The organism is Collinsella sp. BA40 (assembly GCF_008014645.1).
Classification (GTDB): domain Bacteria; phylum Actinomycetota; class Coriobacteriia; order Coriobacteriales; family Coriobacteriaceae; genus Collinsella.
Window position 1 is genome coordinate 64,475 of record NZ_VOWY01000006.1, and the last position, 23,805, is coordinate 88,279.

General features: G+C 64.6%; 23 protein-coding genes. 6 read left to right on the forward strand and 17 right to left on the reverse strand.

Going from position 1 to position 23,805, the window contains the following annotated elements:
- Positions 1-82: 82 nt before the first annotated feature.
- The 10 genes from E4J93_RS02450 to E4J93_RS02490 form a co-directional block, all read right to left on the reverse strand.
- A complete protein-coding gene (locus E4J93_RS02450; protein ID WP_147587904.1) occupies positions 83-451 on the reverse strand; it encodes an FGGY family carbohydrate kinase in 369 nt (122 codons plus the stop codon).
- A gap of 9 nt (positions 452-460) precedes the next feature.
- Positions 461-1,270, reverse strand: coding sequence for a BtpA/SgcQ family protein (locus E4J93_RS02455; RefSeq protein ID WP_147587905.1), 810 nt, complete (start codon positions 1,268-1,270; stop codon positions 461-463).
- Between the two features lie 89 nt (positions 1,271-1,359).
- Positions 1,360-2,232, reverse strand: a complete 873-nt coding sequence (locus E4J93_RS02460; RefSeq protein ID WP_147587906.1) for a PfkB family carbohydrate kinase — start codon at positions 2,230-2,232, stop codon at positions 1,360-1,362.
- A 93-nt stretch (positions 2,233-2,325) separates the two neighbouring features.
- Complete coding sequence (locus tag E4J93_RS02465; protein ID WP_147587907.1) at positions 2,326-3,294, reverse strand: SIS domain-containing protein; 969 nt, start codon at positions 3,292-3,294, stop codon at positions 2,326-2,328.
- Between the two features lie 78 nt (positions 3,295-3,372).
- Entirely contained in the window at positions 3,373-4,233 is an 861-nt protein-coding gene (locus tag E4J93_RS02470) for a sugar phosphate isomerase/epimerase (RefSeq protein ID WP_147587908.1), read from the reverse strand.
- Positions 4,234-4,246: 13 nt separating this feature from the next.
- Positions 4,247-5,806, reverse strand: a complete 1,560-nt coding sequence (locus tag E4J93_RS02475; protein WP_147587909.1) for an amidohydrolase family protein — start codon at positions 5,804-5,806, stop codon at positions 4,247-4,249.
- Positions 5,807-5,818: 12 nt separating this feature from the next.
- Positions 5,819-6,625: a TRAP transporter large permease subunit gene (locus E4J93_RS08240; RefSeq protein WP_255431875.1), complete on the reverse strand. Its 807-nt coding sequence runs from the start codon at positions 6,623-6,625 to the stop codon at positions 5,819-5,821.
- Positions 6,601-7,281, reverse strand: a complete 681-nt coding sequence (locus tag E4J93_RS08245) for a hypothetical protein (protein WP_255431876.1) — start codon at positions 7,279-7,281, stop codon at positions 6,601-6,603. The genes E4J93_RS08240 and E4J93_RS08245 overlap by 25 nt, the downstream gene beginning before the upstream one ends.
- 236 nt (positions 7,282-7,517) lie before the next feature.
- Positions 7,518-8,252, reverse strand: coding sequence for a GntR family transcriptional regulator (locus tag E4J93_RS02485; protein WP_147587910.1), 735 nt, complete (start codon positions 8,250-8,252; stop codon positions 7,518-7,520).
- A gap of 84 nt (positions 8,253-8,336) precedes the next feature.
- Positions 8,337-9,020, reverse strand: coding sequence for an HAD family phosphatase (locus E4J93_RS02490; protein ID WP_147587911.1), 684 nt, complete (start codon positions 9,018-9,020; stop codon positions 8,337-8,339).
- Positions 9,021-9,289: 269 nt separating this feature from the next.
- Between E4J93_RS02490 and E4J93_RS02495 the strand changes: the two genes are divergently transcribed.
- Together E4J93_RS02495 and E4J93_RS02500 are read left to right on the forward strand one after the other, a co-directional pair.
- Complete coding sequence (locus E4J93_RS02495) at positions 9,290-9,997, forward strand: ComF family protein (protein WP_187231577.1); 708 nt, start codon at positions 9,290-9,292, stop codon at positions 9,995-9,997.
- Positions 9,994-10,674: a hypothetical protein gene (locus E4J93_RS02500; RefSeq protein ID WP_147587914.1), complete on the forward strand. Its 681-nt coding sequence runs from the start codon at positions 9,994-9,996 to the stop codon at positions 10,672-10,674. The genes E4J93_RS02495 and E4J93_RS02500 overlap by 4 nt, the downstream gene beginning before the upstream one ends.
- A gap of 33 nt (positions 10,675-10,707) precedes the next feature.
- On the opposite strand, the gene pgi is transcribed toward E4J93_RS02500, so the two are convergent.
- Both pgi and E4J93_RS02510 read right to left on the reverse strand, forming a co-directional pair.
- Positions 10,708-12,402: a glucose-6-phosphate isomerase gene (gene pgi, locus E4J93_RS02505; protein WP_147587915.1), complete on the reverse strand. Its 1,695-nt coding sequence runs from the start codon at positions 12,400-12,402 to the stop codon at positions 10,708-10,710.
- Between the two features lie 53 nt (positions 12,403-12,455).
- Complete coding sequence (locus E4J93_RS02510; protein ID WP_147587916.1) at positions 12,456-13,211, reverse strand: phosphatase PAP2 family protein; 756 nt, start codon at positions 13,209-13,211, stop codon at positions 12,456-12,458.
- 151 nt (positions 13,212-13,362) lie between these two features.
- On the opposite strand from E4J93_RS02510, the gene E4J93_RS02515 reads away from it, so the two are divergent.
- The 3 genes from E4J93_RS02515 (at position 13,363) to E4J93_RS02525 (ending at position 16,471) form a co-directional block, all read left to right on the forward strand.
- Positions 13,363-14,781 (forward strand): DNA repair protein, encoded by a 1,419-nt coding sequence (locus E4J93_RS02515; RefSeq protein WP_147587917.1) that lies wholly within the window; start codon positions 13,363-13,365, stop codon positions 14,779-14,781.
- A complete protein-coding gene (locus E4J93_RS02520) occupies positions 14,774-15,157 on the forward strand; it encodes a hypothetical protein (RefSeq protein WP_147587918.1) in 384 nt (127 codons plus the stop codon). The genes E4J93_RS02515 and E4J93_RS02520 overlap by 8 nt, the downstream gene beginning before the upstream one ends.
- An 87-nt stretch (positions 15,158-15,244) precedes the next feature.
- Positions 15,245-16,471: an iron-containing alcohol dehydrogenase gene (locus E4J93_RS02525; protein ID WP_147587919.1), complete on the forward strand. Its 1,227-nt coding sequence runs from the start codon at positions 15,245-15,247 to the stop codon at positions 16,469-16,471.
- Positions 16,472-16,594: 123 nt separating this feature from the next.
- Here E4J93_RS02525 and E4J93_RS02530 read toward each other — a convergent pair whose 3' ends face one another.
- The 5 genes from E4J93_RS02530 to E4J93_RS02550 all read right to left on the reverse strand — a co-directional run bounded on the left by E4J93_RS02530 (position 16,595) and on the right by E4J93_RS02550 (position 21,553).
- On the reverse strand, positions 16,595-17,344 hold the full coding sequence (locus E4J93_RS02530; protein ID WP_147587920.1) for an amino acid ABC transporter ATP-binding protein: 750 nt from the start codon (positions 17,342-17,344) through the stop codon (positions 16,595-16,597).
- Between the two features lie 12 nt (positions 17,345-17,356).
- On the reverse strand, positions 17,357-18,745 hold the full coding sequence (locus E4J93_RS02535; protein WP_255431877.1) for an amino acid ABC transporter permease: 1,389 nt from the start codon (positions 18,743-18,745) through the stop codon (positions 17,357-17,359).
- Between the two features lie 104 nt (positions 18,746-18,849).
- Positions 18,850-19,674: an ABC transporter substrate-binding protein gene (locus E4J93_RS02540; RefSeq protein ID WP_147587921.1), complete on the reverse strand. Its 825-nt coding sequence runs from the start codon at positions 19,672-19,674 to the stop codon at positions 18,850-18,852.
- A gap of 391 nt (positions 19,675-20,065) precedes the next feature.
- The gene (locus E4J93_RS02545) at positions 20,066-20,938 is read right to left on the reverse strand and encodes a deoxyribonuclease IV (RefSeq protein ID WP_147587922.1); all 873 of its coding nucleotides are present in this window, start codon (positions 20,936-20,938) and stop codon (positions 20,066-20,068) included.
- 108 nt (positions 20,939-21,046) lie between these two features.
- Entirely contained in the window at positions 21,047-21,553 is a 507-nt protein-coding gene (locus E4J93_RS02550; RefSeq protein WP_255431878.1) for a hypothetical protein, read from the reverse strand.
- A gap of 231 nt (positions 21,554-21,784) precedes the next feature.
- Between E4J93_RS02550 and ade the strand changes: the two genes are divergently transcribed.
- A complete protein-coding gene (gene ade, locus E4J93_RS02555) occupies positions 21,785-23,605 on the forward strand; it encodes an adenine deaminase (RefSeq protein ID WP_147587924.1) in 1,821 nt (606 codons plus the stop codon).
- Positions 23,606-23,805: the final 200 nt, after the last annotated feature.

Here is a 23,805-nt window from a genome sequence, read left to right on the forward strand (position 1 = left end):
GGCGAGCGGTCAAAGCCTATGCATATCCTCGCGGTTCCGCTCGTAGAGCGCATCGAACATCTTCCGACGCTCGCGGTAGAGCTCATGGACGTTCGGGTCCGGAGCGATGAGCTTCCCCTCGCCCACGCGCTGGACGAGCTCCTCCCAACTGGCGCACGCCCCGCCGCCGAGCGCGGCCCTCCTCGTCGACCGGGACGCAGTCGCACCCGAGCGCCGAGAGGCCAACGCAGCCGATATCGGCCGGATCGACGCCGGAGGCGTCGATGAGCTCGCGGGACAGCTTGCAGAAGTCGCCCCACCAGACCTTCTCGGCATCGTGCTCGAACCACGTCGGGCGCGGGTTGTCGGTGCCGTGCGCGCACGACGCCGTGCAGACGATGCTGCAGTCCTCATCGATGAGGACGCCCTTCGACTCGCCCGTTCCGATATCGATTCCCAGGAAATGGGCCATGTGGAGCACCTACTCCTCGCGCGCGGCGCGCGCAGCGGCCATGAAGGAGGCTACGCGCCCGGCGTCGACCGGCGCGTCGAACCTACCGTCGCGCTTGAGGCAGGTGTCCACGAAGGCGCCATCGCAGCGCGACAGCACGTCGGCCACCGTCTCCTCGCGGCAGCCCGTACCGCAGACGATGGGCACGCTCGAGGCGGAGTCGCGCACCGACGAGATAAGCTCCGCCGATGGGCCGCGGCCCGCCGCCTCGCCGCCGACGACCAGGGCGTCGGGCATGCAGTTGAACATGATGGAATCCGCGATCTGCGCCGTGGTGCGGTCGTTGAGGTACACCTCGCCCTCGCTCGTGACGAAGTGGAAGAGCTTGAGGTCGTCCAAGCGCAGAGCGCTCTTGAGGCGCATGGTCTCGGCGAAATCGCGGTCGATGAGGCCGAGGTCGCCCGCCCAAGCGCCCGTGAACATGCAACGGGTGAACCGCGCGTCGACGGCGGCGCACAGCTCCATGGTCGCGTCGCCGTCATAGATCGCCTCCGCTCCCCACGGCAACGAGATCTGATCGGCGAGGGAGCCGATGACGCGCCCCATGGCAGCGAGGGTCACCGCGGAGACGCGCTTTTGGTACGGCATGCTGAACTCGTTGGTTATCAGGACCGCGTCGACGCCGCCCTCCTGCAGCGCCTCGAGGTCGCGCTTGGCGGCGTCGGCGACGGACGCGATGGCGCCGCCAGGGTAGTACAGCGGGTCGCCCGGCAGGGGCTTGAGGTGAAGGAGGCCGATGATGGGTTTCTCGGTCCCGAACAGCTCGGTCTGAAACGACATTTTCACTCCAATCGACTAATCAAAATGAAATGCCCGATGCCAAAATGAAGCGGCGGGACGCATCGATGCGCCCCGCCGTCGCGTTCAAACTAGACCTCGTAGGCCATGGGATGCCCCCAGCTGCCCTCGATCTTGCACGTCTCGGCAGCGAAGCCGGCGGCGAAGTCGAGGCACGCGGCGATTGCGTCGGGGCCGTCCTCGCCGGCCTTCTGCTTGGCGAGGTAGGTCACCAGGAACGCGGTGAGCAGCGAGTCGCCGGCCGCCATCGCGTCCTTGAGGTCCTCGGGCGCCACGGGCTTGATGCCCTGCTCGTAGAAGCGCTCTCCATCGTAGGCGACCGAGCCCAGGCTGCCGCGCGAGGCGCAGGCGAAGCGGGGGCCGAGCTTGCAGACCCACTCGAGCTTGGCCTTGATCTCATCCATGGGCGCATCTCCCATGGACATGAAGGCGTAGGTGACGAAGGGCGCGATCTGCTCGAAATACTCATCCGTCGAGTCATCGGAGAAGTCGAAGCTGATGGGCACGCCCTCGGCGTGGATCTTGGGCAGCTCGCGCTCGGTAAAGCAGTAGTTGCCGCTATGAACGAGGTCGAAGCCACGGACATACTCGGCCGCGAAGCGGTCGATGACGTAGCGCATATCGCCGCGGACGCCGCCCTCGTTGGAACCGAGGAAGATGCGGTCGCCGGTCTCGTCGACGGTCACGCGCGCGGCGCCGTTGACGCCCACCACCTGCTGGCAGCGCGCGAGCTCGACGCCCTCCTCGCACAAGGAGGAGATCACGTGCTCGGCCTCGACGTCCGAGCCGAAGATTCCCATGTAGGCGCTGCGGTCCACGCCGAGCTTCTTGGCGAAGACGGCGAAGTTCACCGCATTGCCGCCGGGATACATGGTGGCGATGTGCTCGTACTTGTCGACGACGTTGTCTCCAAAGCCCAGCACGCTGATGGGATATGCGTTCATGGTCACTCCAATCGATTATCTTGCCGCACGGGCGGCTCGGCGAGACGGCGCCGATGTCCTGGCGACGCCGCCCCACGGATGCGCGGATAGCCCTTAGTACTTCTCGATGCCCATGTAGCGGCGGACGTCGGGATGGTGGTCGAAGACCTTGCCGCGCGCGGAGCGCAGCTCGCAGTTCATAGCGTAGAACAGGATCGGGTCGAGGAAGGCGCGGACGCTCTGGGGAACGTCGCCCATGCCGTACTCCATCGCGTCGAGGACCATGAGCGTGTCGGTGTGGGTCTCGAGGAAGGCGAGCGCGCGCTCGTCCATGGCGCGGCACTCGGAGGAGCCCATCTGCAGGAAGTAGAAGACGCCGGGCTCGGTGACCTCGAAGGGCCCGTGGAAGTACTCGCCGGAGTGGATGTAGGCGCAGCTCTGCCACTGCATCTCCATGAGGGAGCAGATGGCGAAGCCGTAGGTCTGGCTGAAGACGGGACCGGAGCCGAGGATGTAGAGGAAGTCGTGGTCCTGGCAGAGCGCGGCGAAGCGGTCGCCCAGCTCGGCGTTGACCTTCTCGCGGGCGGCGGGCAGGATCTCATCCATCTTGGCGATGCCGGCGTACATGTCGGCGAGATCGGCGTAGCCCTGCTGCTGGTCGAGGAGCTCGGCTGCGAGCGCCAGGGAGATGCCCGCGGGGACCTCGGCCTGGGGCACGCCCTCGCCCCACGGGTAGACCCAACAGGCCCACTCGCCGCTGTCGATGCCGGAGCCGGCGTTGTCGGTCATGGCGATCACCGTGGCGCCGGCGGCCCTGGCGATGCCGCAGGCATCGATGACCTCAGGGGTGTTGCCGGAGTGGCTGCAAGCGATGACCAGGGACTTCTCACCGAGGCGCTTGGGGCGCATGATGTCGAACTCGCGGGCGGTATAGGCCTCGGTGGTGAAGGAGGTCGCCTCGCGCTTCAGCAACTCGTGGGCGGGCAGCAGGTCGATGAGGGATCCGCCGCAGGCGATCCAGAAGACGCTGTCGAAGGAGCCCTTCTCGGCGATAGCTTCGGAGATGAGGTCGTGTGCGTTCATATCGGTGTGCTTCCTTTCTGATGCGGCCATCAGGCCGCGATGATAGATGATGCGCTCAATGGGAGCAGGATCGCGTCCCTAATCCACGAGGTAGCGCTCGAACGCGTGCATGTTGCGCTCGTCGGCGCCCGCGGGATCGTCGAAGTAGCGGCCGTCGGTGATCTCCTGTGCGAGGTAGCCCTCGTACCCGTGGGCATTCAGTGCCGCGACGAACTCGTCCATGTCGTGCTTGCCGTCGCCCCAGACCAGATGGCCGTACGGATCGCCGTCGATGAAGTGCATGTTCTTGATCGACCCGTCGCCGAACTCGGCGAACCACTGATCGAGGGTCTCCCCCGCGACGCCCATCGCCGTGGTATCGACCATCGGGGCGATGTAGGGGCTCGCGACCTCGTCGAGCATGCGGCGGGCGTCCGCCAGGGTCACGACGAGGTTGGACTCCTCGGGACGCAGGCTCTCCATCGTGAGCGTGACGCCATGCTCGCCGGCAAAGTCCGCGAGGATGGAGAGGTGCTCGCGGGAGCGCTTCCACGCCTCCTCGCGGTCCTCGTCCCAGTCGCCCCAGCCGGAGTTGATCGACATGTACGGGGCCCCGAGCACCTCGGCGAGCTCGATGCCGTGCTTGAAGTATGCGATGCTCCTCTTGGCATGGAGGGGCTTCCTCGCGGCGTACTGCCACGGGTAGACGACGCTCTCGGGGCACAGCGAGCTGACACTCAGACCGCGGGACGCGATCTTGCGGCGGAGCTGGTCCGCCTCGAAGTAACCCGTGTGGTCGAGGGTCACGTGGGGCTCGGCGCCCCAGAGCTCGATGCTCTTGAAGCCGATGCGCTGCTGCGCGTCGAGAAAGTAGTCGAGCGACCACATGATGTAGTGGATGTTCATCCCGGAGATCTGCTCGCGCCTCAGCTTCGGCGCGAATGGCGTGGTCTCGCCCATGCCCATCACTCCTTTACGATTCGTAGACGATGCGACCGTTGGAGACCGTGAGCGCCACGCCCAGGGATCGGGCGTCGCGCGGGTCCACCGAGAAGGCGTCGGCGTCCAGCACGCAGACGTCGGCGAGCTTGCCGGGCTCGAGCGTGCCGAGCTCGTCCTCGCGCTCAAGGTCGTAGGCTCCGCCGAGCGTCCACGCCCTCAAGAGCTCCGCGAGGGTCAGGGTGTTGCCCTGGTTGACGGGCAAGCCGTCAGCGAAGTACCCGCCGCACGCGCTGTAGATGGAATCACCCAGATGCGGGGTGAGCAGGGGCAAGTCGGTGCCACAGCACACGATGCAGCCCGCGTCCACCATGCCGCGGCGGTTCCAGCTGTGCTCCAGCCTGCTCTCGCCGATCTGCCGACGCATCGTGGACAGGCAGTCCTCGCGGGCGTCCAGGGTGAGGATCTGCGGGTACACCTCGCAGATGCCACCGATGGATCCGAACGCCTCGAGGTCGGCGGGGTCGGAGTTCTCCAGGTCCGTGATGGAGTGGCGCCTGGCGAGCCGGCCCCGCTCGTCGCGGGGCAGGTCGCGGTAGAGCGCGACGGTCTTGCGGACCGCACCGTCGCCCTGGCAGTGCAGGGAGTAGCGGAATCCCTCGGCGTCGACCTCGGCGAGCTCGCGGGCGATAAGGTCCCACTCGGGCTCCTCCACCACCGTCTTGCCGGCGGCGCCGGCGTCGGCGCCCTCCTCGTAGGGCTCGATCATCTCCGCGAGCCCGCGCCACAGGCCGCGATCGGTCATGCGGTTGAAACCGGAGAACCTGACGAACGGGCCCTGGAAGCGGTCACGGGCGGTACGGGCGTACGCGAGGTCGGCGGCGCGGCCCACGGGCTGGCTCATCATGTCAACGCGCACGGTGAGGTCACCGGCGACCTCGCGGCGCGCCATCTCATCGGCGAATCCATAGTAGTCGTCAAAGCACATCTCCTTGATGGCGGTGACGCCGCGCGAGTTGAGCATCCTCATGTAGTCGCCGTACGCCTCGCGTACCTCATCGAGCGGGAGGTAGTCGGCCATGAGGCGCCAGATCATCTCCGCATAGCAGGCGTCCGGCGTGAAGCCGTAGCGCTCGCCGGCGGCCGCGTTGAGGGCGCAGGTTCCGGCGCCCTCGGTGAAGGCGACGGCGGGCATCGCCGTGAAAACCTGGTCGAGCGCTCGGTCCAAGTCGGCGCCGAGAAGGCATTCCGGCAGGTTGCGCCCGAGGGCGACGGGAGCCCCCTCATGAGCGACGGTCCAAGCGAGGAGCGCGTCGGCCGCGTCCGCCGGCGTCGACGCCGCGGAGAGGTCCGCGCCGGTGCGGCGGAGGACCCATCCGGTGAAGAACGTGTGAACGTCTACCAAGCCGGCCATGATCGTCCTCGTCCCCATATCGCGGACCTCGTCCGCGGATTCGACGAAGGGACCCGAGTCGGCAGCAGGCCCGACGGCCTTGATCCGGTTGCCGTGGATCGCGACGAACCCATCCATCGGATGATCGTCGAGGCCGGTGAACACGCTGCGGGATAGCAGTACCAGTGAGCGCTTTGGCATAGCGGACCTCCCCTAAACCGGCAGCATGCCGGAGATCATGGTCGCCACGAGACCGAATATCACCATGAAGATGAAGAACTTCCAGATGGTCTTCCACCATTGGCCGAACGAGATCTTCGCGACCGCGAGGCCCGCCACCGTCATGCCGGCGACGGGGCTGATCGTGTTGATGGTCTGGTTGGCGAACTGCAGGGCGGTGACGGCAGCCTCGGGGTTGAGGCCCATGAGCTCGGTGAGCGGACCCATGACCGGCATAGTCAGCGCGGCGAGGCCGGAGCTCGAGGGCACGAGGAAGGACAGGATGCCCAGCACGATGCACATGAAGGTGGTGTAGATGAACGAGGGGGCGCCGGCGAGCATGGTCGCGAGCCAGTTGAGGATGGAGTCGATGATCATGCCGCCCTCGGCCACGACCAGGATACCGCGGGCGATGCCGATGATACAGGCGGCGTAGGCGAAGTCGGCGAGACCGCGGACGAATTCCTCCGCGATGGTCTTCTCGTCAAGCCCGCCGAGGATGCCGGCGAGCAGGCCCATGGCGAGGAACACCATGGGGATCTCGTTCATGTACCAGCCCTGCGTCACGAGGCCCCAGACGATGACGCCCATACCGATTGCGAAGTCGATGAGCACGAGCTTATGACGGAAGGTGAACTCCTCCTCGATCGAGGAATCCTTGACGGCGAACTCGATACGCTTCTGCTTGTCGTCCTCATAGGTGACGGACGACTTGGGGTTGAGCTTGACGCGACGGGCGTAGCGCATGGCCCAGAAGATGCCGGCGGCCGTGAAGATCACCCAGGGACGGCGCGGAACCAAAGCTGCGGATTGCCCTCGATACCGATGACGCCCTGGGCGATCAAGACGTTGAAGGGATCGATCGTGGACGCGCAGTAACCGAGGTTGGGACCGAGGAAGCAGATGATGAACGCCGTCATCGAGTCATATCCGATGCCCATCATGATCGGGATGAAGATCGCGTAGAACGGCAGCGCCTCCTCCGACATGCCGAAGGTCGAGCCGCAGATCGAGAGCAGGACCATGGTGATCGGGATGATCAGGATGTCCTTGTTCTTGAGCTTCTTGACCACGCGGCTCATGCCCGCATTCAAGGCGTTCGTCTTGGCCAGCACGGCGAACGATCCACCGATCAGCAGGACGAATCCCACGACGTCGGCAGCAGCCTGGATGCCCTTGGTGGGAGCCTGGAGAACGGCGCCGAGGCCCTGGCGAAGGTCGACCTCCTCGCCCGTCTCCGGATCGGTATAGACCTTGTCGACTTCATGATAGGTTCCAGCAACCGCGACTTCGCGCTCGCCCGCGGCGGTCTGGATAGTCTGGCGGTCGAACTGGCCGGACGGGACCACCCACGTGAGGACCGCGAAGAACGCGATCAGCAAGAAGGCGATCGTGTAGACGTGAGGAAGCTGAAGCTTGAATCTGCGCTTGGGCTTCTCCCGCTTGGGATCTGACATGTTTCCCTCCTATCCCGATTGAGACGCTCGCCTGTATTTCCCACTTCTCAAGCAAACGTCTTAGGTTGTTCTATTTGATACCAGGAGATTTGGGGGATGTCAACGCAAATATGCAGTTGTCCTAGGATGTTCTATGTACGGTATAGAATCAGCTCTGAACGGCGCTATCCGGTCCATGAAAAACGCCGGGCACCCCGAGACAGGGCGTCCGGCGCATGATGCGCAGCTTGCTGCCTCTAGATATGGAAGCTGTAGCGCGACCCGACGTAGAACTGCCTGCCATAGCAGAACGGAACATGATCGGCATCCAAGAAGCCGACGCTCATGTAGAACAGGGGCTCGCCCACCGGGACCTCGAGCTCGCGCGCGACGTCGACGTCCGCGCGGGCGATCTCAAGACGGCACGGATCGGACTCGACGGGGAAATGCCCCGTCCGCTCGCCCACCACTCGAAAGATAGAGCAATCCGCGAGGTCCGCCTCGCGGAGAAACTCGAACCCCTCGACGGGGTAGTAGTTGTTCTCGAACAACACGGGGATGCCGTCGGCGGTGCGCAGACGGCTGACCAGGGTGAGTTGGGAACCCGGGCGAATGCCGAAAAACGCCGCCAAGGCGTCATCGGCCTCAATCAGCGCGCAGGATACGGGGCGCGCGCCCGGGCGCATCCCGTTCTCCCTGCACGCGTCCGTGAAGCTCTGCACATCGCCCTTCTGATGCACCTTGCGAACCATCTTGGGCGTCATGACGAAGGTGCCGCGGCCCTGCCGCTTGGTGAGGTAGCCCTCGCCGACGAGCTCCTCGATAGCGCGACGGACCGTGACGCGCCCGACGCCGAACATCCTCGACAGCTCGAGCTCGGTGGGAATCTGGGAGTCGGCCGGGTAGGTCCCGTTCTCGATCTTGCCCTTTATGACCTCCAGCACCTGCTGGTACAGCGGTGCGGCGGATCCGCTATCAAGCTGCGTGCCCACAGCGACACCATCCCTTGCGTAGAATCATCCTTTGCATCAATTCTACCGCACGCGAACGGGCAGCCGCTCGCCAGTGAAAACGGTTTAGCGGGCGCGCGCCTCCGCGGCCTCGATGAGGTCCGGGATCCGGTCGATGATGACGTCGGCCATCTCCTGCGTGAAGCCGAAGCGCTCCTCCCGCTTCGCGAAGACCGTGAGGCCCGCGCGCTTGCCCGCGGTGATCCCGGGCACGGAGTCCTCCACGCAGCAGCACTCCTCGGCAGACAGGCCGAGGGATTCCAGCGTATGCAGGTAGATCTCCGGGTTCGGCTTGCTCTCGTGGAACTGCTCCCCCGAGACCACGACCTCGAATATGCCGTCGAGCCCGCAGGCGTCGAGCACCTTGACGATGTTCTTCATCGGGCTCGAGCTCGCCAGCGCGACGCGCACGCCGCGCCCATGGAGCTCGGAGATGGTCTCGGCAACGCCGGGATTCATGATGGATCGGTAGTCGCACGCCTCGTGGCTCGCCCATTCCTCGAAGGTCGCCTCCGCCTCGTCGCCCGTCAACTCGCGGCCCACGCGGCGCCACCAATCCTGCAGGGTGCTCTGGAAGGTCTGGTGCGACTGGCCGACGAGGGCGATGACCTCGTCATCGGATACGGGCAGGCCGTTGTCGTCGGCGAATCGGCGCTCCTGGTCGGTATAGAACGCCTCGGTGTCGACGATGACGCCGTCCATGTCGAAGATGACGGCCAGATACGGAAACCCAACGTTGGTATCGCTCATGCGCGCGCTCCTTGAACCTGCGCCGCCGACCCCGCGGAATGGCGACGGCACGGCGCCCACCGCGAATCGGGGCGCTCCCCCTATATGTTCCAGCAAGACGGTACCATACCCCGATGCCTCGCCGCGACCGTTCGGCGGCTTGAGAGTTTTTTAATTTCCGCTTGAATCGCCCTCACCCCCCGAATATAGTGAAGGCGCACCGGGAAGGTGCTCGCTAGCGTGAGAGATGTATGAGCAAGTAAGCAGTAGCAAGCAAGGAGATGTTTAGCATGACTTCGTTCTTCCCCACTTCGCAATTCAATAACGACGATTCCCATTCGGTCGCCGCGCTATCTCGGCACGCAAGGAGGGGTCGCACCATGTACTACAAGATCATCGATGAGGACGGTCTCCGCTTCGGCCGGGCGCTCGACGTCTACACCACCGGCTCGACGCCGATCGACGACGGCGGGTACGACAACGAGTACAGCGAGCTCGGCAAGCTGATCCACGAGCTCAAGTATGGAGACAGGGACCCGGCGGCATGCGAGCGCATCGTCGACGAGATCTTCCAGATCGCGCTCCCCTCCCTCAAGGACCTCGGGTTCCTGAAGGTGAGCGAGCTCACGGTCGTCCCCATGCCTTCAACCAGCAAGCGCGAGTTCGACCCGGTCTCGCACCTTGCGAAGAAAATCGCCGACCACTTCAAGCTGGCATATCGCGACGACATCCTCTCCAAGGGCAGCGAGGTGCATGCAAAGAGGCTCGAGCGCGGTCGCGAGTTCGCCGATGGGGACTTTTCCGCCATCCAGTTCTCGGAGGCACCCTTTGACGACGACCCCTACCCGATGCCGCTGCTGATCGCCGACGATATCTACGGCGAGGGCCGCTCGCTGCGCGCCTGCCTGCGCGCGCTTAAAAACTCCGGCCATGACGAGCGCGTCTACTACCTCGGTATGGTATACACCCGCAACCACGGCCTGACGAGGCAACCATGACCGCTTACGACCAGCACCGTGCCGTCGGGGACCCGGCGGCGCCCGTCGCCCCCGCCGATCGCCCCGTCGTATTTCTCGCGGGCTCGCGCGTCGGCGTATCGAGCGGTCGGCTCCCGAACGCCGTCCGCGATCGCGTGGGCACCATCGTCCGCCGCGGCATGCGCGTCGTCATCGGCGACGCGAACGGCGCCGACCGCGCCCTGCAGATGCTCCTGCGCGAGCTCGGCCATAAAGATGTAAGCGTCATCGTCGGCGGAACGGGGCGCGTGCGCAACCTGGCGGACCCCGACTGGCCCGTCGAGCGCATCGGCGCGAACTCCCCCCTCACGGACAAGGCGCTCATGACGATCAAAGATGAAGCCATGGGCGAGCGCGCCACGCACGGCCTCATGGTCTGGCGCGACGTCTACACCAACCGGTTCGGGCGCGAGAGCGTGAGCAGCGGCACCCTGCGAAACGTCTGGCAGCTGCTGAGCGCGGGAAAACCCGTCGCGCTCTTCTACGTGCCGGCGGGCCGCTTCTTCGACCTGAAGAGCCTCGATGATTACGAGGACCTCGTCCTGCCCCTCACCGCGCCGATCGCCCAGCGCTACTGGCGCGGGAAGCTCGCCCGCCCCGGCGGGTCCGGAGCGAACGAGACCGAGGCGCCCGCGCAGGAGACCCTTCCCGGGCTCTAGCGCGGGCGCCTCGGCGCATGAAGATACCCTGGATTACCAGCGGTTCGCGCGATAGTACTCGATCAGGGCCTTGGTGGACGCGTCCTGGCCGGCGAGCGCCTCGTCATCGTGGAAGGCGGGCGTGATCTGCTTGGCGAGCTGCTTGCCGAGCTCGACGCCCCACTGGTCGTAGGAATCGATTCCCCACACAACGCCCTCGACGAAGGTGATGTGCTCGTAAAGAGCGATGAGCGCGCCGAGCGCCTCGGGCGTAAGGTCCACACCGAAGATGGAGGTGGTGGGGCGGTTGCCCTCGAACACGCGCGCAGGCACCATCCACTCGGCAGTGCCCTCGGCACGCACCTCGTCGGCGGTCTTACCGAAGGCAAGCGCCTTGGTCTGGGCGAGGAAGTTGCCCAAGAAGAGCTCATGGACGTCCTGGCCGTTGTCCGCAACCGGGTTGGGCGTGTTGACGAAGGCGATGAAATCCGCGGGGACCATACGGGTGCCCTGATGAATCAGCTGGTAGAAGGCGTGCTGGCCGTTGGTGCCGGGCTCGCCCCAGAAGATCTCGCCCGTAGCGGAGGTGATGGGGGAACCATCCCAGCGCACCTGCTTACCGCTCGACTCCATGGTGAGCTGCTGCAGGTACGCGGGGAATCGATGCAGGTACTGGTTGTAAGGCAGCACGGCATGGCTCTCGGCGCCGAAGAAGTTGACGTACCACACGTTCAACAGGCCCATAAGGGCGACGACGTTCTCCTCAAGCGGGGTCTCGGCGAACGCGCGGTCGATAGCATGGAAGCCCTCGAGAAACGCCTGGAAGCGCTCGGGGCCGAGGGCGACGATGAGCGACAGGCCCACGGCGGAGTCGACGGAGTAGCGGCCGCCCACCCAGCTCCAGAAACCGAAGGCGTTTTCGGGGTCGATGCCGAAATCGGCAACGAGGTCGAGCGCCGTGGAAACGGCCACGAAGTGCTTCGCGATGGCCTCGGCGTCCTGCTCGGGAGTGCCGTCGATAGCACCGGCTGCGCGCAGGCTCTCGAGCATCCAGGTCTTGGCCTCGCGCGCGTTGGTAAGCGTCTCGAGCGTGGTGAACGTCTTGGAGACGACGATCACCAGCGTGGTCTCGGGATCGAGGCCGCGGACCTTTTCAGCCATGTCGTTGGGATCGATATTGGAAACATACGTGCAGTCGATACCGGCGTCGGCATAGGGCTTGAGCGCCTCGTAGACCATGACGGGACCCAGGTCGGAGCCGCCGATGCCGATGGACAGCACATGCTCGATGCGCTTTCCGGAAACGCCCTTCCACTCGCCGGAACGCACGCGCTCGGCAAAGGCGTACATGCGGTCGAGCACCTCGTGCACGTCGGCGACGACGTCCTGGCCGTCGACCATGAGGGTACCGGCCTCGGACGCGGGACGGCGCAGGGCGGTGTGCAGGACGGCGCGGTCTTCGGTGGTGTTGATATGCTCGCCGGCGAACATGGCGTCGCGGCGGGACTCGAGGTTCACCGCGCGGCCCAACTCGGCAAGAAGCTCGAGCGTCTCGTCGGTTACCAGGTTCTTGGAGAGGTCGAAATGCAAACCGGCGACGTCGAAGCTCATCTTGGAGACGCGCGCGGGATCGGCGTCGAACCAATCCTTAAGACTGATACCGTGCTCGACGAGCTCGTCATGATGCTTCTGCAGCGCGGCCCACGCAGGGGTCTTGGTGGCATCGATAGGTGCGGAAACGGTGGTCATATGCTTCCTCCTTGACATAGACGCATCGGACGGCGCGAAAGCGTCGCCCCCGACTAGACGGCCCCTCCCCGGGAGCCCGACTGTCCAGCACGCTCATTGTATCGCGAATCGCCCGCCTTGGGCTCGCCCAAGAAGACGGGTGCAGCCAATCGCGTGTAAGCGGCAAGCCATATAAGCGAGGCGCAGAACCCGCCGATAACGTCCGATGCATAATGGACGCCCAGGTATACGCGGCTCACGCCGATCATCACGATGATGAAGGAGAACGCCCCGGTAAGCAGCAGGCGCTGCCCGCGGTCGCGCTCATAGCGCCATACCATCCAGACGATCAAGCCGAAAAACGCCATAGCCGCCATCGAATGGCCCGAAGGGAAGCTGAACCCCGTCTCGACCGCGAGGCGGAACCCCTCGGGACGCGGACGCTGGACGATGGCCTTGAGCACCACGTTGAGCAGAGCGGCCAACGCAAGGTTGACCGTGCAGAACCAACCGGGACGGCGCCCGGGGGCGAACGCGGCGATCACGAGCAGCATGCCCACGAGCACCATCGGCGTTGCAAGCGCCGAGAACGCCTCCATGATGGGCGTGAGCCAATCGGCGCGCAGGTTCTCGACGATGGCCCAATACGCGAGCTGGTCGATGCGCATGGCCTCGCCCTCGAGGACCTCGACCATAAGAAAGAGGAAGATGCCCAGGCACGCCAGCACCAAGAGGGCGCGCCTGTTCGTACGCACCGAGTCCCTCAGGCGACGCGGCGCCTCGCGGCGCTCCTCGGGAGCCAACGGCGAACGCTCGTCGAAACTCTCCACAAAAATCCTCTCCTCCCTACGACGTGCATGTGAGGGGCATTGTACCCAACCGATGCGCCGCTCTATCCCCCATCCCCCTTTTGACGGCGTCCGCGCGAGCGTATAGTATCGAACAGAAGTTCTAGAAACGTATGTTCGCATAGGGGTGGCCATGGGAGACGCGCAACGCACCTACATCTGCATCGACTTGAAGACGTTCTACGCGAGCGTGGAATGCGCGGACCGCGGGCGCGACCCCTTTACCACCAACCTTGTCGTGGCCGATCCCGACCGCGGGCCCTCTACCATCTGCCTGGCCATCACGCCCGCCATGAAGAAGCTCGGTATCCGCAACCGCTGCCGCGTCTTCGACATCCCGGCGCACGTCGACTACATCATGGCCAAGCCGCGCATGCACCATTACATGGAGGTATCCGCCAAGATCTACGGCATCTACCTGGAATACGTGAGCGCCGAAGACGTGCACGTCTATTCCATCGATGAGTGCTTCATCGATGCGACGCCCTACCTCGCGCTCTACGGCCTTACGGCGCGCGAGTTCGCCCGACACCTCATGGACGCCGTGCGGACCCGCACCGGCATCTGCGCCACCGCGGGGATCGGACCCAACCTGTTCCTGGCCAAGGTCGCCCTCGATATCACGGCGAAGCATGTGCCGGACGGCATCGGCGTCCTCGACGACGACTCGTTCCGACGCCTCATCTGGCCGCACCGGCCCATCACCGACATATGGGGGATCGGTCCCGGCATAGCCGCGCGCCTGGCCCGCTACAACGTCTTCGACCTCATGGGGGTCGCCGCCCTCAACGAGGAGATCCTCTATCGAGAGCTCGGTGTGAACGCCGAATACCTCATCGACCATGCGCATGGACGCGAACCCTGCACCATAGCGGATATCCACGCCTACCGGCCCGCCGCCACATCGCTCAGCAACGGGCAGGTCCTCGCACGCGACTATAGCTATACCGAGGCGTACACCGTCTTGCGCGAGATGGTCGACGCCTCGGCGCTCGACCTCGTGGACCGGCGCGCCGTATGCGACCGCATCTCGCTCTACGTCGGCTACGGCCGGGGCGCCGCTCCGAACGACGCCCTTCCCCCCGGCTGCCTCGATCCGGCGCGCCACAGCGCACTCGACGACACCGCGCTCATAGGAGCGCGCGGCGGCGCGGCGCATGCGGGGCCATTGTTCACAGGCGAGCACGGCACCAGGCCCGTCGCCGGGCGCGCGGCCTACGCCCATGCCGGCGGGCAGCGAAAGATCGGCGAGCAGACCAATTCGTTCAAACACCTCATGCACCATTTCGACCATCTGTTCCGCGACACGATCGATCCGAAACGGCCCATCCGACGCATCAACATCGGCATGGGCAACCTCATTCCCGAGGAGATGGCGAGCTACGACCTCTTCTGCGACGTAGAGGCGGAAGAGCAGGAGCGCAGGCTGCAGCGCACCGTGCTGGACGTCAAGCAGCGCTACGGCAAAAACGCCCTGCTCAAAGGAACAAATTTCAAGCGCGGCGCCACCGGGCGCGAGCGCAACAACCAGGTTGGAGGACACCATGCCTAATCCGCAACGGCCCTCGGGCACCACGCGCGCGGGCCATAAGCGAGCAGACCGCGCAGCCCAGTTCATGCCATTCGCCGCGCTGACGGGCTACTACCAGCTCGCCCGCGAACAGGAGCGCATCGTGGAGCCCAAACACGAGCTCACCGAAGAGGAGGCGGAAGCCCTTTCCCGCCAGCTCATGCAGCTGAAGAAGGGAGACCTGGTACGCGTAACCTATTACGATTGGGACGGATACATCACGAGGACCGATATCGTCCAGAGCATCGAGCCCGCATTCCGCAAGCTTCGGCTCGCCCACGCCGTCGTGGGCCTGGACGACATCCGCGCCATCGAGCGAGGCGGCGATGCGGAAGCGGGCCGCTCGCATCGGGCGTGATGCACGCTCGGCCATGACGGCGCCCACGGGGCGCCAATCGGGTATCGTAGGCACGAGAGAACCGGCACCCCATGCTAAGGAGCACCAATGAACGACTTTTCCTTCTACTCGCCCACGCGCTTCGAATTCGGCCGCGGCGTGACGGACGCCGTGGGCACCGTGCTCGCAGCGGAAGGATACCGCCGCGCGCTCGTCGTCTACGGCGAGGGCTCGGCGGTGCGCGCCGGCACGCTCGATCGCGTGAAGCGCTCGCTCGAGGCCGCTGGGATCGAAACCGTCGAACTGGGAGGCGTCCGACCGAACCCCGAGATAGGACTGGTGCGCCGCGGTATAGCCAGCGCCCGCGAAAACGACGTCGACATCATCCTCCCCGTCGGCGGCGGTTCCGCCATCGACTGCGCCAAGGCCATCTCGCTCGGTGCGCCCTACGACGGGGACGTGTGGGATTTCTTCCGCAAACGCGCCACGCCGAGCGCCCGCATCCCGCTCGCCTGCGTACTCACCATCCCCGCTTCGGGCTCGGAGGGATCGAACTCCTGCGTGATCAGCAACGATGCCGAGCACCTCAAATGCGGCGTGAACACCGACCTCAACCGCCTGGTCATCGCGTTCATGGATCCGGAGCTCACCTTTACCCTGCCGCCCTACCAGACGGCGGCCGGCGTGACCGACATGATCGCCCATATCATGGAGCGGTTCTTTTCCGGCGAGCCCGCCGTGGGCGTCACGGACAACGTCGCCTGCGGGCTCATTCGCGCCGCCATGGAAGCGGCGACCCGCGTCATGGACGACCCCGACGACTACGACGCACGGGCCGAGCTCATGTGGATCGGCACCCTCGCGCACAACGGTCTAGCGGGATGCGGCATGGCCGTACCCAGCGGTCGCGACGGCGACTGGACATGTCATGGACTGGAACACGAGCTCTCGGCCTTCGACACCTCGATCACCCACGGCGCCGGACTCGCGGTGATATTCCCCGCGTGGATGCGCGCCGTATGGACCGAGCATCCGGAGCGCTTCTTGGAGTTCGGCAAGCAGGTCTTCGATATCGAACCCGTCGACCCCGAGGAAGACGGCATCGATATCGAGCCCGAACTCGCGGTGGGCTACGCCGTCGAAGCAACCATAGACGAGCTTCAGGAGTTCTTCGTATCGATGGGCATGCCCGCCAGCCTGAATGAGCTCGGCGTACGCGAAGAGGACATCGACGCGCTGATCCCGGGACTCGAGATCAACCGCGGCGCAACGTTTGGCAGCTTCAAGGTGCTCACGCTCGACGACGCTCGCGAGATCTATCGCAGCGCCCTATAGAAGCCCTCGAGGCGAGCGCCCCGTATCCCCAGCCGCAGGCACTGGGATACGGGGCGCGGCCATGACCGGCGGGGCGCTCAAGGGCGAAGGCGATCGCCGCCATGCACCCGCCCCCGGCCGGATCTACGAGATATGGCCCAGGAAGTCCTTTGTGCGCTCTGACTTCGGATGGTCGAACACATCCTCGGGCGTGCCTTCCTCCACGATCACGCCACCGTCCATGAAGACCACGCGGTCGGCCACATCGCGGGCGAACTGCATCTCGTGCGTCACCACGATCATAGTCATACCGTCACGAGCGAGGTCGCGCATGACGCCCAACACGTCGCGCACGAGCTCTGGATCGAGGGCAGACGTCGCCTCGTCGAACAACATCACCTCTGGATTCATAGCCAGCGCACGAGCGATGGCGACGCGCTGCTGCTGACCGCCGGAGAGCTGGCCGGGCATGAAATCAACGCGGTCGGCCAAGCCCACCTTTGCAAGCTCTTCGAGCGCCACCGCCTCGGCCTCTTCACGCGAGCGCTTGAGCACCTTCTCCTGCGCGATCATGACGTTCTTCTTTGCAGACATATTGGGGAACAGATTAAACTGCTGAAACACCATGCCCAGCTTGGCGCGCACCTTGTTGATATCCACGCCGCGCTTGGTGATATCCTCGCCGTTAAAAACGATCGAACCACCCGTGGGGGTCTCAAGCAGGTTCACGCATCGCAGCATCGTGGACTTGCCCGATCCCGACGGCCCCAGGACCACGACGACCTCGCCACGACGCACATCCAGATCGATCGAACGCAGCACCACGTTATCGCCGAAGCTCTTCTGAAGACCACGGATGCTCACCGCGATATCGGCACCATTCACATTGCTCATCTTCATGCTCCCTTACAAACCAGCGATATGGTCGGGCGGCGTCGGCACCACGGTGCCCGCGCTCTTCAACGGCTTCTTCGCCGCGGGTCCGGTCGAGGTACCGGCAGTCGCCCCCATCAAACGCGCCTCGAGCACGCTCACCACGCGAGCGAGCGGCAGCGTGACGACGAGGTAGAACAGCGCTGCCACGACATAGGGCGTAATCGAGCCCGTCGTAGCGACGATGGTCTTGGCATACATGACGATCTCCATGACGCCCACGGCGGCAAGCAGCGACGTATCCTTATATAGCAGGATAAACTCGCTGGTGAGCGTAGGGATAACGTTGCGGAACGTCTGCGGCACGATGATATAGACCATCGTCTGCACGGCGTTCATGCCCAGCGAGCGCGCCGCCTCGGACTGGCCCTTGGGAATCGACTGGATGCCCGCACGGAAAATCTCGCACAGATACGCAGCGGAGTTCATGGCCATAACGATCACGCCGAGCGCATAGTTATCGATGTTGATGCCGGCAAGCGGTAAGCCGAAGAACGCGATGTAGATCTGGAGAAACGCCGGCGTGCCGCGGATGAGGTTCACGTACACCCCCGCCAGTGCGCGCAAGATGCGCGAATTCGAAAGTCGCATGAGGGCGAATAGGAAGCCGAACGGGATCGCGACGGGAAATGCCAGCAACACGATGGCAAGCGACATGAGAAAGCCGCCGAAGATGATGGGCAGGCTGCTCACGATGAGCACGGGGTTGAAGAACAGGCGCAGGAAGGTGTTGGAATTCCATGCCTGTACCCAGGGCTGCTGCTCGAGAAAAACCTTGAACTGGTCGAGCGGCGTCACCGCGGTGATAGCGACTGCGGGAATACCCTCCACACCGTGGCTGGTTCCGTCGGCAAGCTCGTACGCACCGCGACATTGCATCTCACCGCCCGCCGCGGGGAACACGACGCCGTAGACCTCGAGACGGAAATATCGTCCCGCAGGAGCTGCCTGGGGGAACGCAAGGCGGAGCGTCGCGCCGTCCTGCTTGATTTCGGGCTCGATGAACTCGCGATCCATTAGATCGTCACCGGACAGCATGGTGAGACGCAGATCGTCGGTCTCATACGCCGTGCCCTCGGGAACCGTAAGGCTCAGCCCCGCGAGCGATTCGTCAGCAGCAGCCTGGACTTCCCAGGTGATGCGCGTCTCCGATCCGCCGAGCACTTCGCTTCCCGAATCGCCATTAGGCCGACAGGTGAGCTTCTCGACCTCTAGCGCATCGGCGCGCTGCGGCGTCGACATCCCCGCCCAGACCGCAAGCACCAGCGCGCAGCAAGCGAGGGCAAGGGTGCGGAGCGCGCGCCGCGTGCGGGCGCCGCCATCGAGCCGCGAGGAGAGCGGCACCGCATCATTCATCTTCATCGTGTATCCCCTTCGTGCAGATTATCCCGCCGATATGCGGCGAGCTCCCAGCATCCCCCATCGTGCGGGCCCGGCCGACCGAGCCCGCACGAGCCATGCGCAACCTATTTGATGTTGTACTGCGCCATCAACGCGTCGATGGTCCCGTCGGCGGCGAGCTTCTCGATCGACGCATCGAGGGCTTCCCTCAAAGCGGGATTTGCCTTGCCTACAGCGATGGCATACTCCTCGCCCGTTGAAACCTGCTTGATAACATGCTCGTTCGTAAAGGACGTTGCCACCAGCTGCGCCGCAACGGAGCGATTGGTCACGAGGGCCACCGCCTGGTTCGACTGGACGGCAGCGAAGCAATCCGTCGCGTTCTTGAAGGGCACCAACGAGGCCTTCGGGAAGTTCTCGCGTGCAAAGGCCTCGGCGGTCGAACCGGACTGCACGGCGATCTTCACGCCATCGGCATTCAAAACGTCGAAGCAGGTGTCGCCGGTCACCTCGGCGTTATCGGCCATCGTGACGATCGCCTGGTCATCGAGATAATAGGACTCGGTGAAATCGACTTGGTCCTCACGCTCTGGCGTGGCGGTGATAGCGGCGATGCCCACATCGTACTTAGCGCCCGACGCCACGCCCGGAACGATCGTGTCGAAATCGACGTTCTCGATCTTCAGCTCAAGATCGAGGTCTTCCGCGATCGCTCGAGCCAGATCGAGGTCGAAGCCCTTATATTCGCCATCCTGCATATACTCGAACGGCTCGTACTCTGCGGAGGTGCCGACGGTAAGCACGCCGTTCGTCACCAACTGCATCTCTGCGCCATCAGGCGAATCGTGCGACGAACCGTTCGCACTCGGAGCCCCGCCGCACCCCGCAAGCATCAAAGCGCCGGCAAGCGCAGTCGAAACCACAGCCATCCCCATACCGATCTTACGCATAACCTATCCTTTCCAACGTATACGTGACGCACTTATTCTCATGTGAACAAGTTCCTTAACTGGTAGTATACGAGGATATGCATGCATAAGAATCTAAAGACACAATATGCAGCGCCTAAAGAATTGTATTCGAAACACACCACAGACTACGCTGTTTTATGCAAAACATTTTGATTCTTTGTGAAACATGGGGTCGCGGCTCGACACTTTACTCATTATCACCGTGCTAGTAACTAGCTTGCCTAACGTGCAAATTGTATATTCGCATACCGTTCCCATAGGGTGTGTATGCATAAATATGGGAGACCCTACGGCCTCCCATAACAGGAACATTAAGATGGAAACGGCGGCATGCCTGCAGCGGCAGATGCGGCATCGGCAGCGGCAGTCGCTAGCGATCCGCGAGCCCGCGCAGATAGGCGATCTCTTCCGCATAACCGGAAAGCTCGTCGTGCGGGGTCTCCAGAATAAACGGCAGGTCGCGCAACGCCGGATGCGTCACGATCGCCTGCAAGACGGACTCGCCGCCTCCGAGCTCGGGATTGCCCAAGTAGCCGCCGCCGATTACCTCGTGCCGGTCCTTGTGCGCGCCGCGCGGGTTCTTGGAATCGTTGATATGGACCGCACGCAGGCGCTCGAGCCCCACCACGCGGTCGAACTCCTCCACCACGCCATCGAGGTCGCCGATGATATCGTAGCCGGCATCGCTCACATGGCAGGTATCCATGCACACGCCCAGTAGGCCATCGAGCTCGGGGCGACGGGCGATGACGCCGCGGATGATGGCCGCGATCTCTTCGAAGCTGCGGCCGACCTCGGTACCCTTGCCAGCCATGGTCTCGAGCAGCACGGTGGTGCGCTGCCCCTCGAACATCACCTGGCACAGGCAGTCGACGATCAGCTCGATGCCGCGCTCGGCACCCTGCCCCACATGGGCCCCGGGGTGGAAATTGTAGTAGTGGCCGGGAAGCATCTCCAATCGCTGCAGGTCCTCAGCCATGGCCTGGAGTGCGAACTCACGCGCCCGTTCCTTTGCCGAGCAGGGATTATAGGTGTAAGGCGCGTGCGCCACCAGGCGCGCGAACCCCTCGTCGCCCAACAGCTTCTGCAGGGCGGCCACGTCGGCCGGATCAAGCGCCTTGGCGTTACCGCCACGCGGGTTTCGCGTGAAGAAGGCGAACGTGTTGGCCCCGATATCCAGCGCGGTCCTACCCATCGCCTCGTATCCCTTGGTGGTGGAAAGATGGCATCCGATTGCAAGCATGCGAGCCCCCATACATAAAGCTCGCGGCACCCGTCCGACAACGGGCACCGCGAGCCATCCAGTCGATAGCGCGCCCTAGCATAGCAGGCGCGATACGCGAAATGCGGCTTATTCGGCAAGCTCCACAGCGGGCGCAACAACGCCGCGGGCGAGCTCGACCTCGTCGGAACCGCGGATCAGCTTAACAGTCTTCACCTCGGCCTTGTCGACCGGCTTCACCATGAACTGATGGAGCACCAGGTCCATGGTGGCGGGGGTGTTCTCGTCCGGCACGGCCATGGTGAGGGTGAGGACGCCGTCGGCGAAATCCACGCGGTCGACAGCGGGCTCGGGGATGGAGGAGCCGGCAACCTGCACCTGGATGGTGCCATCATCGAGCTGCGTCCAGAGGTCGCCGGGCATGGCGGCGCCCTCTTGGCCCTTAACGTTAAGGAAGGGCGCCTCGGCGTCCAGCGTGGCCTCCCAAGCGGGGCCGGCATCCGAGACGGCGGCGCTACCGGCCATGGAGCCAGCCGGAGCAGATCCATCCGTTGCTGCGGGAGCGCAGCCGGCAAGCAGTAGCGAAGCCGCGAACACAAGGGCGCTGCGGCGGGTGATACGTGCGTCGAAGCTCATAAGCATCCTTTCAACGTTGTCACAACGTCCCCGATTATCCCCGATATCCCAGGCGCCCGCCAGCTCGACCACCTCCCTCCGAGAGGGCCGCCGAATATCCACGATAAGCGGTTGAAAAACACGACAAGCGGTCGTATGCGACAAAAACCCCAACTCGCTTTCGCGATTCCTCCGCAATTGTGAAAATGGGTAAGATGGTGCCAATGAATAACCCAGTAGAAAGGAGCACGCGTGATCAATACATTCTGCAAGGCGCCGCTATGGGAGTGCAGCCCCACCCTCATCGCCGTCGCCCAGGGAACCCAACCCGCCGAGACCGTCATCAAAGGCGCGAAGCTCGTGAACGTCAACACCCGCGAGGTCCAAGAGGGCGTCGACGTCGCCATAGCCTGCGGGCGCGTCGCCTACGTGGGCGATGCCTCCCATTGCATCGGCGAGGGGACCCGCGTGATCGACGCCGACGGACGCTACCTGGCCCCTGGCTTTCTTGACGGCCACATCCACGTGGAATCGTCCATGATGGGCGCCTCCCAGTATGCGCGCGCCGTCGTGCCCCACGGCACCGTGGGCATCTACTGGGATCCCCATGAGGTCGCCAACGTCGTGGGGCTCGACGGCGTCAAGGTCATGGTCGAGGACGCGCGCCGCACGCCGCTCAAGGCCATGGTCACCACGCCCTCCTGCGTGCCGGCGGTACCCGGCTTCGAGGATACGGGCAGCGCCATCGGCCCTAAGGACATCGCGGAGAGCATGACCTGGGACTTTGTGGTGGGCCTGGGCGAGATGATGAACTTCCCCGGCGTTCTCGCCGCCGCCGAGCACCCCATGGGCGAGATCGAGGCGACGCTTCGGGCGGACGCATGCGTGACCGGCCATTACTCGGTCCCCGAGACCGACCGCGGGCTCAACGCCTACGTCTCCAGCGGCGTGCGCTGCGACCACGAGTCGACGCGCGCCGAGGACGTGCTCGCCAAGGTGCGCCTGGGCCAGTACGCACAGCTCCGCGAGGGATCGGCGTGGCGCGACCTGGCCCACCTCGCGCCGGCCATCACCGCGGGCGACATCGACACGCGCTTCATGAACCTCATCTCGGACGACACCCACCCCAACACGCTCGTCGAGTACGGGCACCTGGACCACATCCTGCGCCGCGCCGTGGCAGAGGGCATCGATCCGCTCGTCGCGCTGCAGATGGTGACCATCAACACCGCGACCTGCTTCCACATGGAGCACGAGCTCGGCAGCATCGCCCCGGGCAAGTGCGCCGACATGGTCCTCATGGGCAGCCTCACGGACTTCGACGTGCAGATGACCATGATCGACGGCGAGGTGGTGGCCGAGGACGGTCGGGCCCTGTTCGAGGTCGACGGCGCCGCCTATCCCGACTGGATCCTCAACACCATGCATCTCGGCGTACAGATCTCGCCCGAGACCTTCCGCATCCCGGCGGTCGACGGCGAGGGAAACGCCCTTTCCGGCGACACCGCCCGCGTGCGCGTGATGGAGGCCGTCTCCGGCCGCGTGAGCAACGTCGAGCGCCATCTGGATGTGCCGATCGTGGACGGAGAGCTCGTCGCCGACGCCGAGGGCGACGTCCTCAAGGCCTTCGTCTTCGAGCGCCATCACGAGACCGGGACCTTCGGCTACGGCTTCACCTGCGGCTACGGCATCCATGGCGCGCTGGCCCAGACCGTCGCGCACGACGCCCATAACCTGCTGGTCATCGGCGATAACGACGAGGACATGGCCATCGCTGCCAACGCCCTCGCATCCTGCGGCGGCGGCGCCGTGGCGGTACGCGACGGAGAGGTCCTCGGGCTGGTCGAGCTGCCCGTCGCGGGCCTCATGAGCACCAAGCCGCTCGAGGAGGTGGCTTCGGAAGTCGAGCGCCTCGAGCGCGCCTGGGAGGAGATGGGCTGCACCATGCCCTCGCCCTTCATGACCATGGGCCTGACCTCCCTTGCCTGCCTGCCCGACCTGCGCCTCACCAACCGCGGCCTGGTCGACTGCCTGACCTTCCAGTTCGTCCCCCTGGTCGTCGAGGAAGCCTAGCCCTCAGATCGGAAGCGAGCGAGTCGATCCATGAGACGAGGCCCCGGCCTCACGGTCAGATTCGACCGGGGACCGGGGCCTCGGGCTTTCGGCGCGGGTGGAGCGGGGGCCGATGCCTCCGGCCGCGAAAGCGAACCAGGGGGGTGTCTCTATGGTTTTGTCAACCATGGCCGCCCTCGTTTTTCAGCATGGTCCATCGG

Coding starts and splice junctions, on each gene's coding strand:
- E4J93_RS02450 (WP_147587904.1), bottom strand. CDS start 451: ATGGCCCATTTCCTGGGAATCGATATCGGAACGGGCGAGTCGAAGGGC.
- E4J93_RS02455 (WP_147587905.1), bottom strand. CDS start 1,270: ATGTCGTTTCAGACCGAGCTGTTCGGGACCGAGAAACCCATCATCGGC.
- E4J93_RS02460 (WP_147587906.1), bottom strand. CDS start 2,232: ATGAACGCATATCCCATCAGCGTGCTGGGCTTTGGAGACAACGTCGTC.
- E4J93_RS02465 (WP_147587907.1), bottom strand. CDS start 3,294: ATGAACGCACACGACCTCATCTCCGAAGCTATCGCCGAGAAGGGCTCC.
- E4J93_RS02470 (WP_147587908.1), bottom strand. CDS start 4,233: ATGGGCGAGACCACGCCATTCGCGCCGAAGCTGAGGCGCGAGCAGATC.
- E4J93_RS02475 (WP_147587909.1), bottom strand. CDS start 5,806: ATGCCAAAGCGCTCACTGGTACTGCTATCCCGCAGCGTGTTCACCGGC.
- E4J93_RS08245 (WP_255431876.1), bottom strand. CDS start 7,281: ATGTCAGATCCCAAGCGGGAGAAGCCCAAGCGCAGATTCAAGCTTCAG.
- E4J93_RS02490 (WP_147587911.1), bottom strand. CDS start 9,020: ATGAGCGATACCAACGTTGGGTTTCCGTATCTGGCCGTCATCTTCGAC.
- E4J93_RS02495 (WP_187231577.1), top strand. CDS start 9,290: ATGACTTCGTTCTTCCCCACTTCGCAATTCAATAACGACGATTCCCAT.
- E4J93_RS02500 (WP_147587914.1), top strand. CDS start 9,994: ATGACCGCTTACGACCAGCACCGTGCCGTCGGGGACCCGGCGGCGCCC.
- pgi (WP_147587915.1), bottom strand. CDS start 12,402: ATGACCACCGTTTCCGCACCTATCGATGCCACCAAGACCCCTGCGTGG.
- E4J93_RS02515 (WP_147587917.1), top strand. CDS start 13,363: ATGGGAGACGCGCAACGCACCTACATCTGCATCGACTTGAAGACGTTC.
- E4J93_RS02520 (WP_147587918.1), top strand. CDS start 14,774: ATGCCTAATCCGCAACGGCCCTCGGGCACCACGCGCGCGGGCCATAAG.
- E4J93_RS02525 (WP_147587919.1), top strand. CDS start 15,245: ATGAACGACTTTTCCTTCTACTCGCCCACGCGCTTCGAATTCGGCCGC.
- E4J93_RS02530 (WP_147587920.1), bottom strand. CDS start 17,344: ATGAGCAATGTGAATGGTGCCGATATCGCGGTGAGCATCCGTGGTCTT.
- E4J93_RS02535 (WP_255431877.1), bottom strand. CDS start 18,745: ATGAAGATGAATGATGCGGTGCCGCTCTCCTCGCGGCTCGATGGCGGC.
- E4J93_RS02540 (WP_147587921.1), bottom strand. CDS start 19,674: ATGCGTAAGATCGGTATGGGGATGGCTGTGGTTTCGACTGCGCTTGCC.
- E4J93_RS02545 (WP_147587922.1), bottom strand. CDS start 20,938: ATGCTTGCAATCGGATGCCATCTTTCCACCACCAAGGGATACGAGGCG.
- E4J93_RS02550 (WP_255431878.1), bottom strand. CDS start 21,553: ATGAGCTTCGACGCACGTATCACCCGCCGCAGCGCCCTTGTGTTCGCG.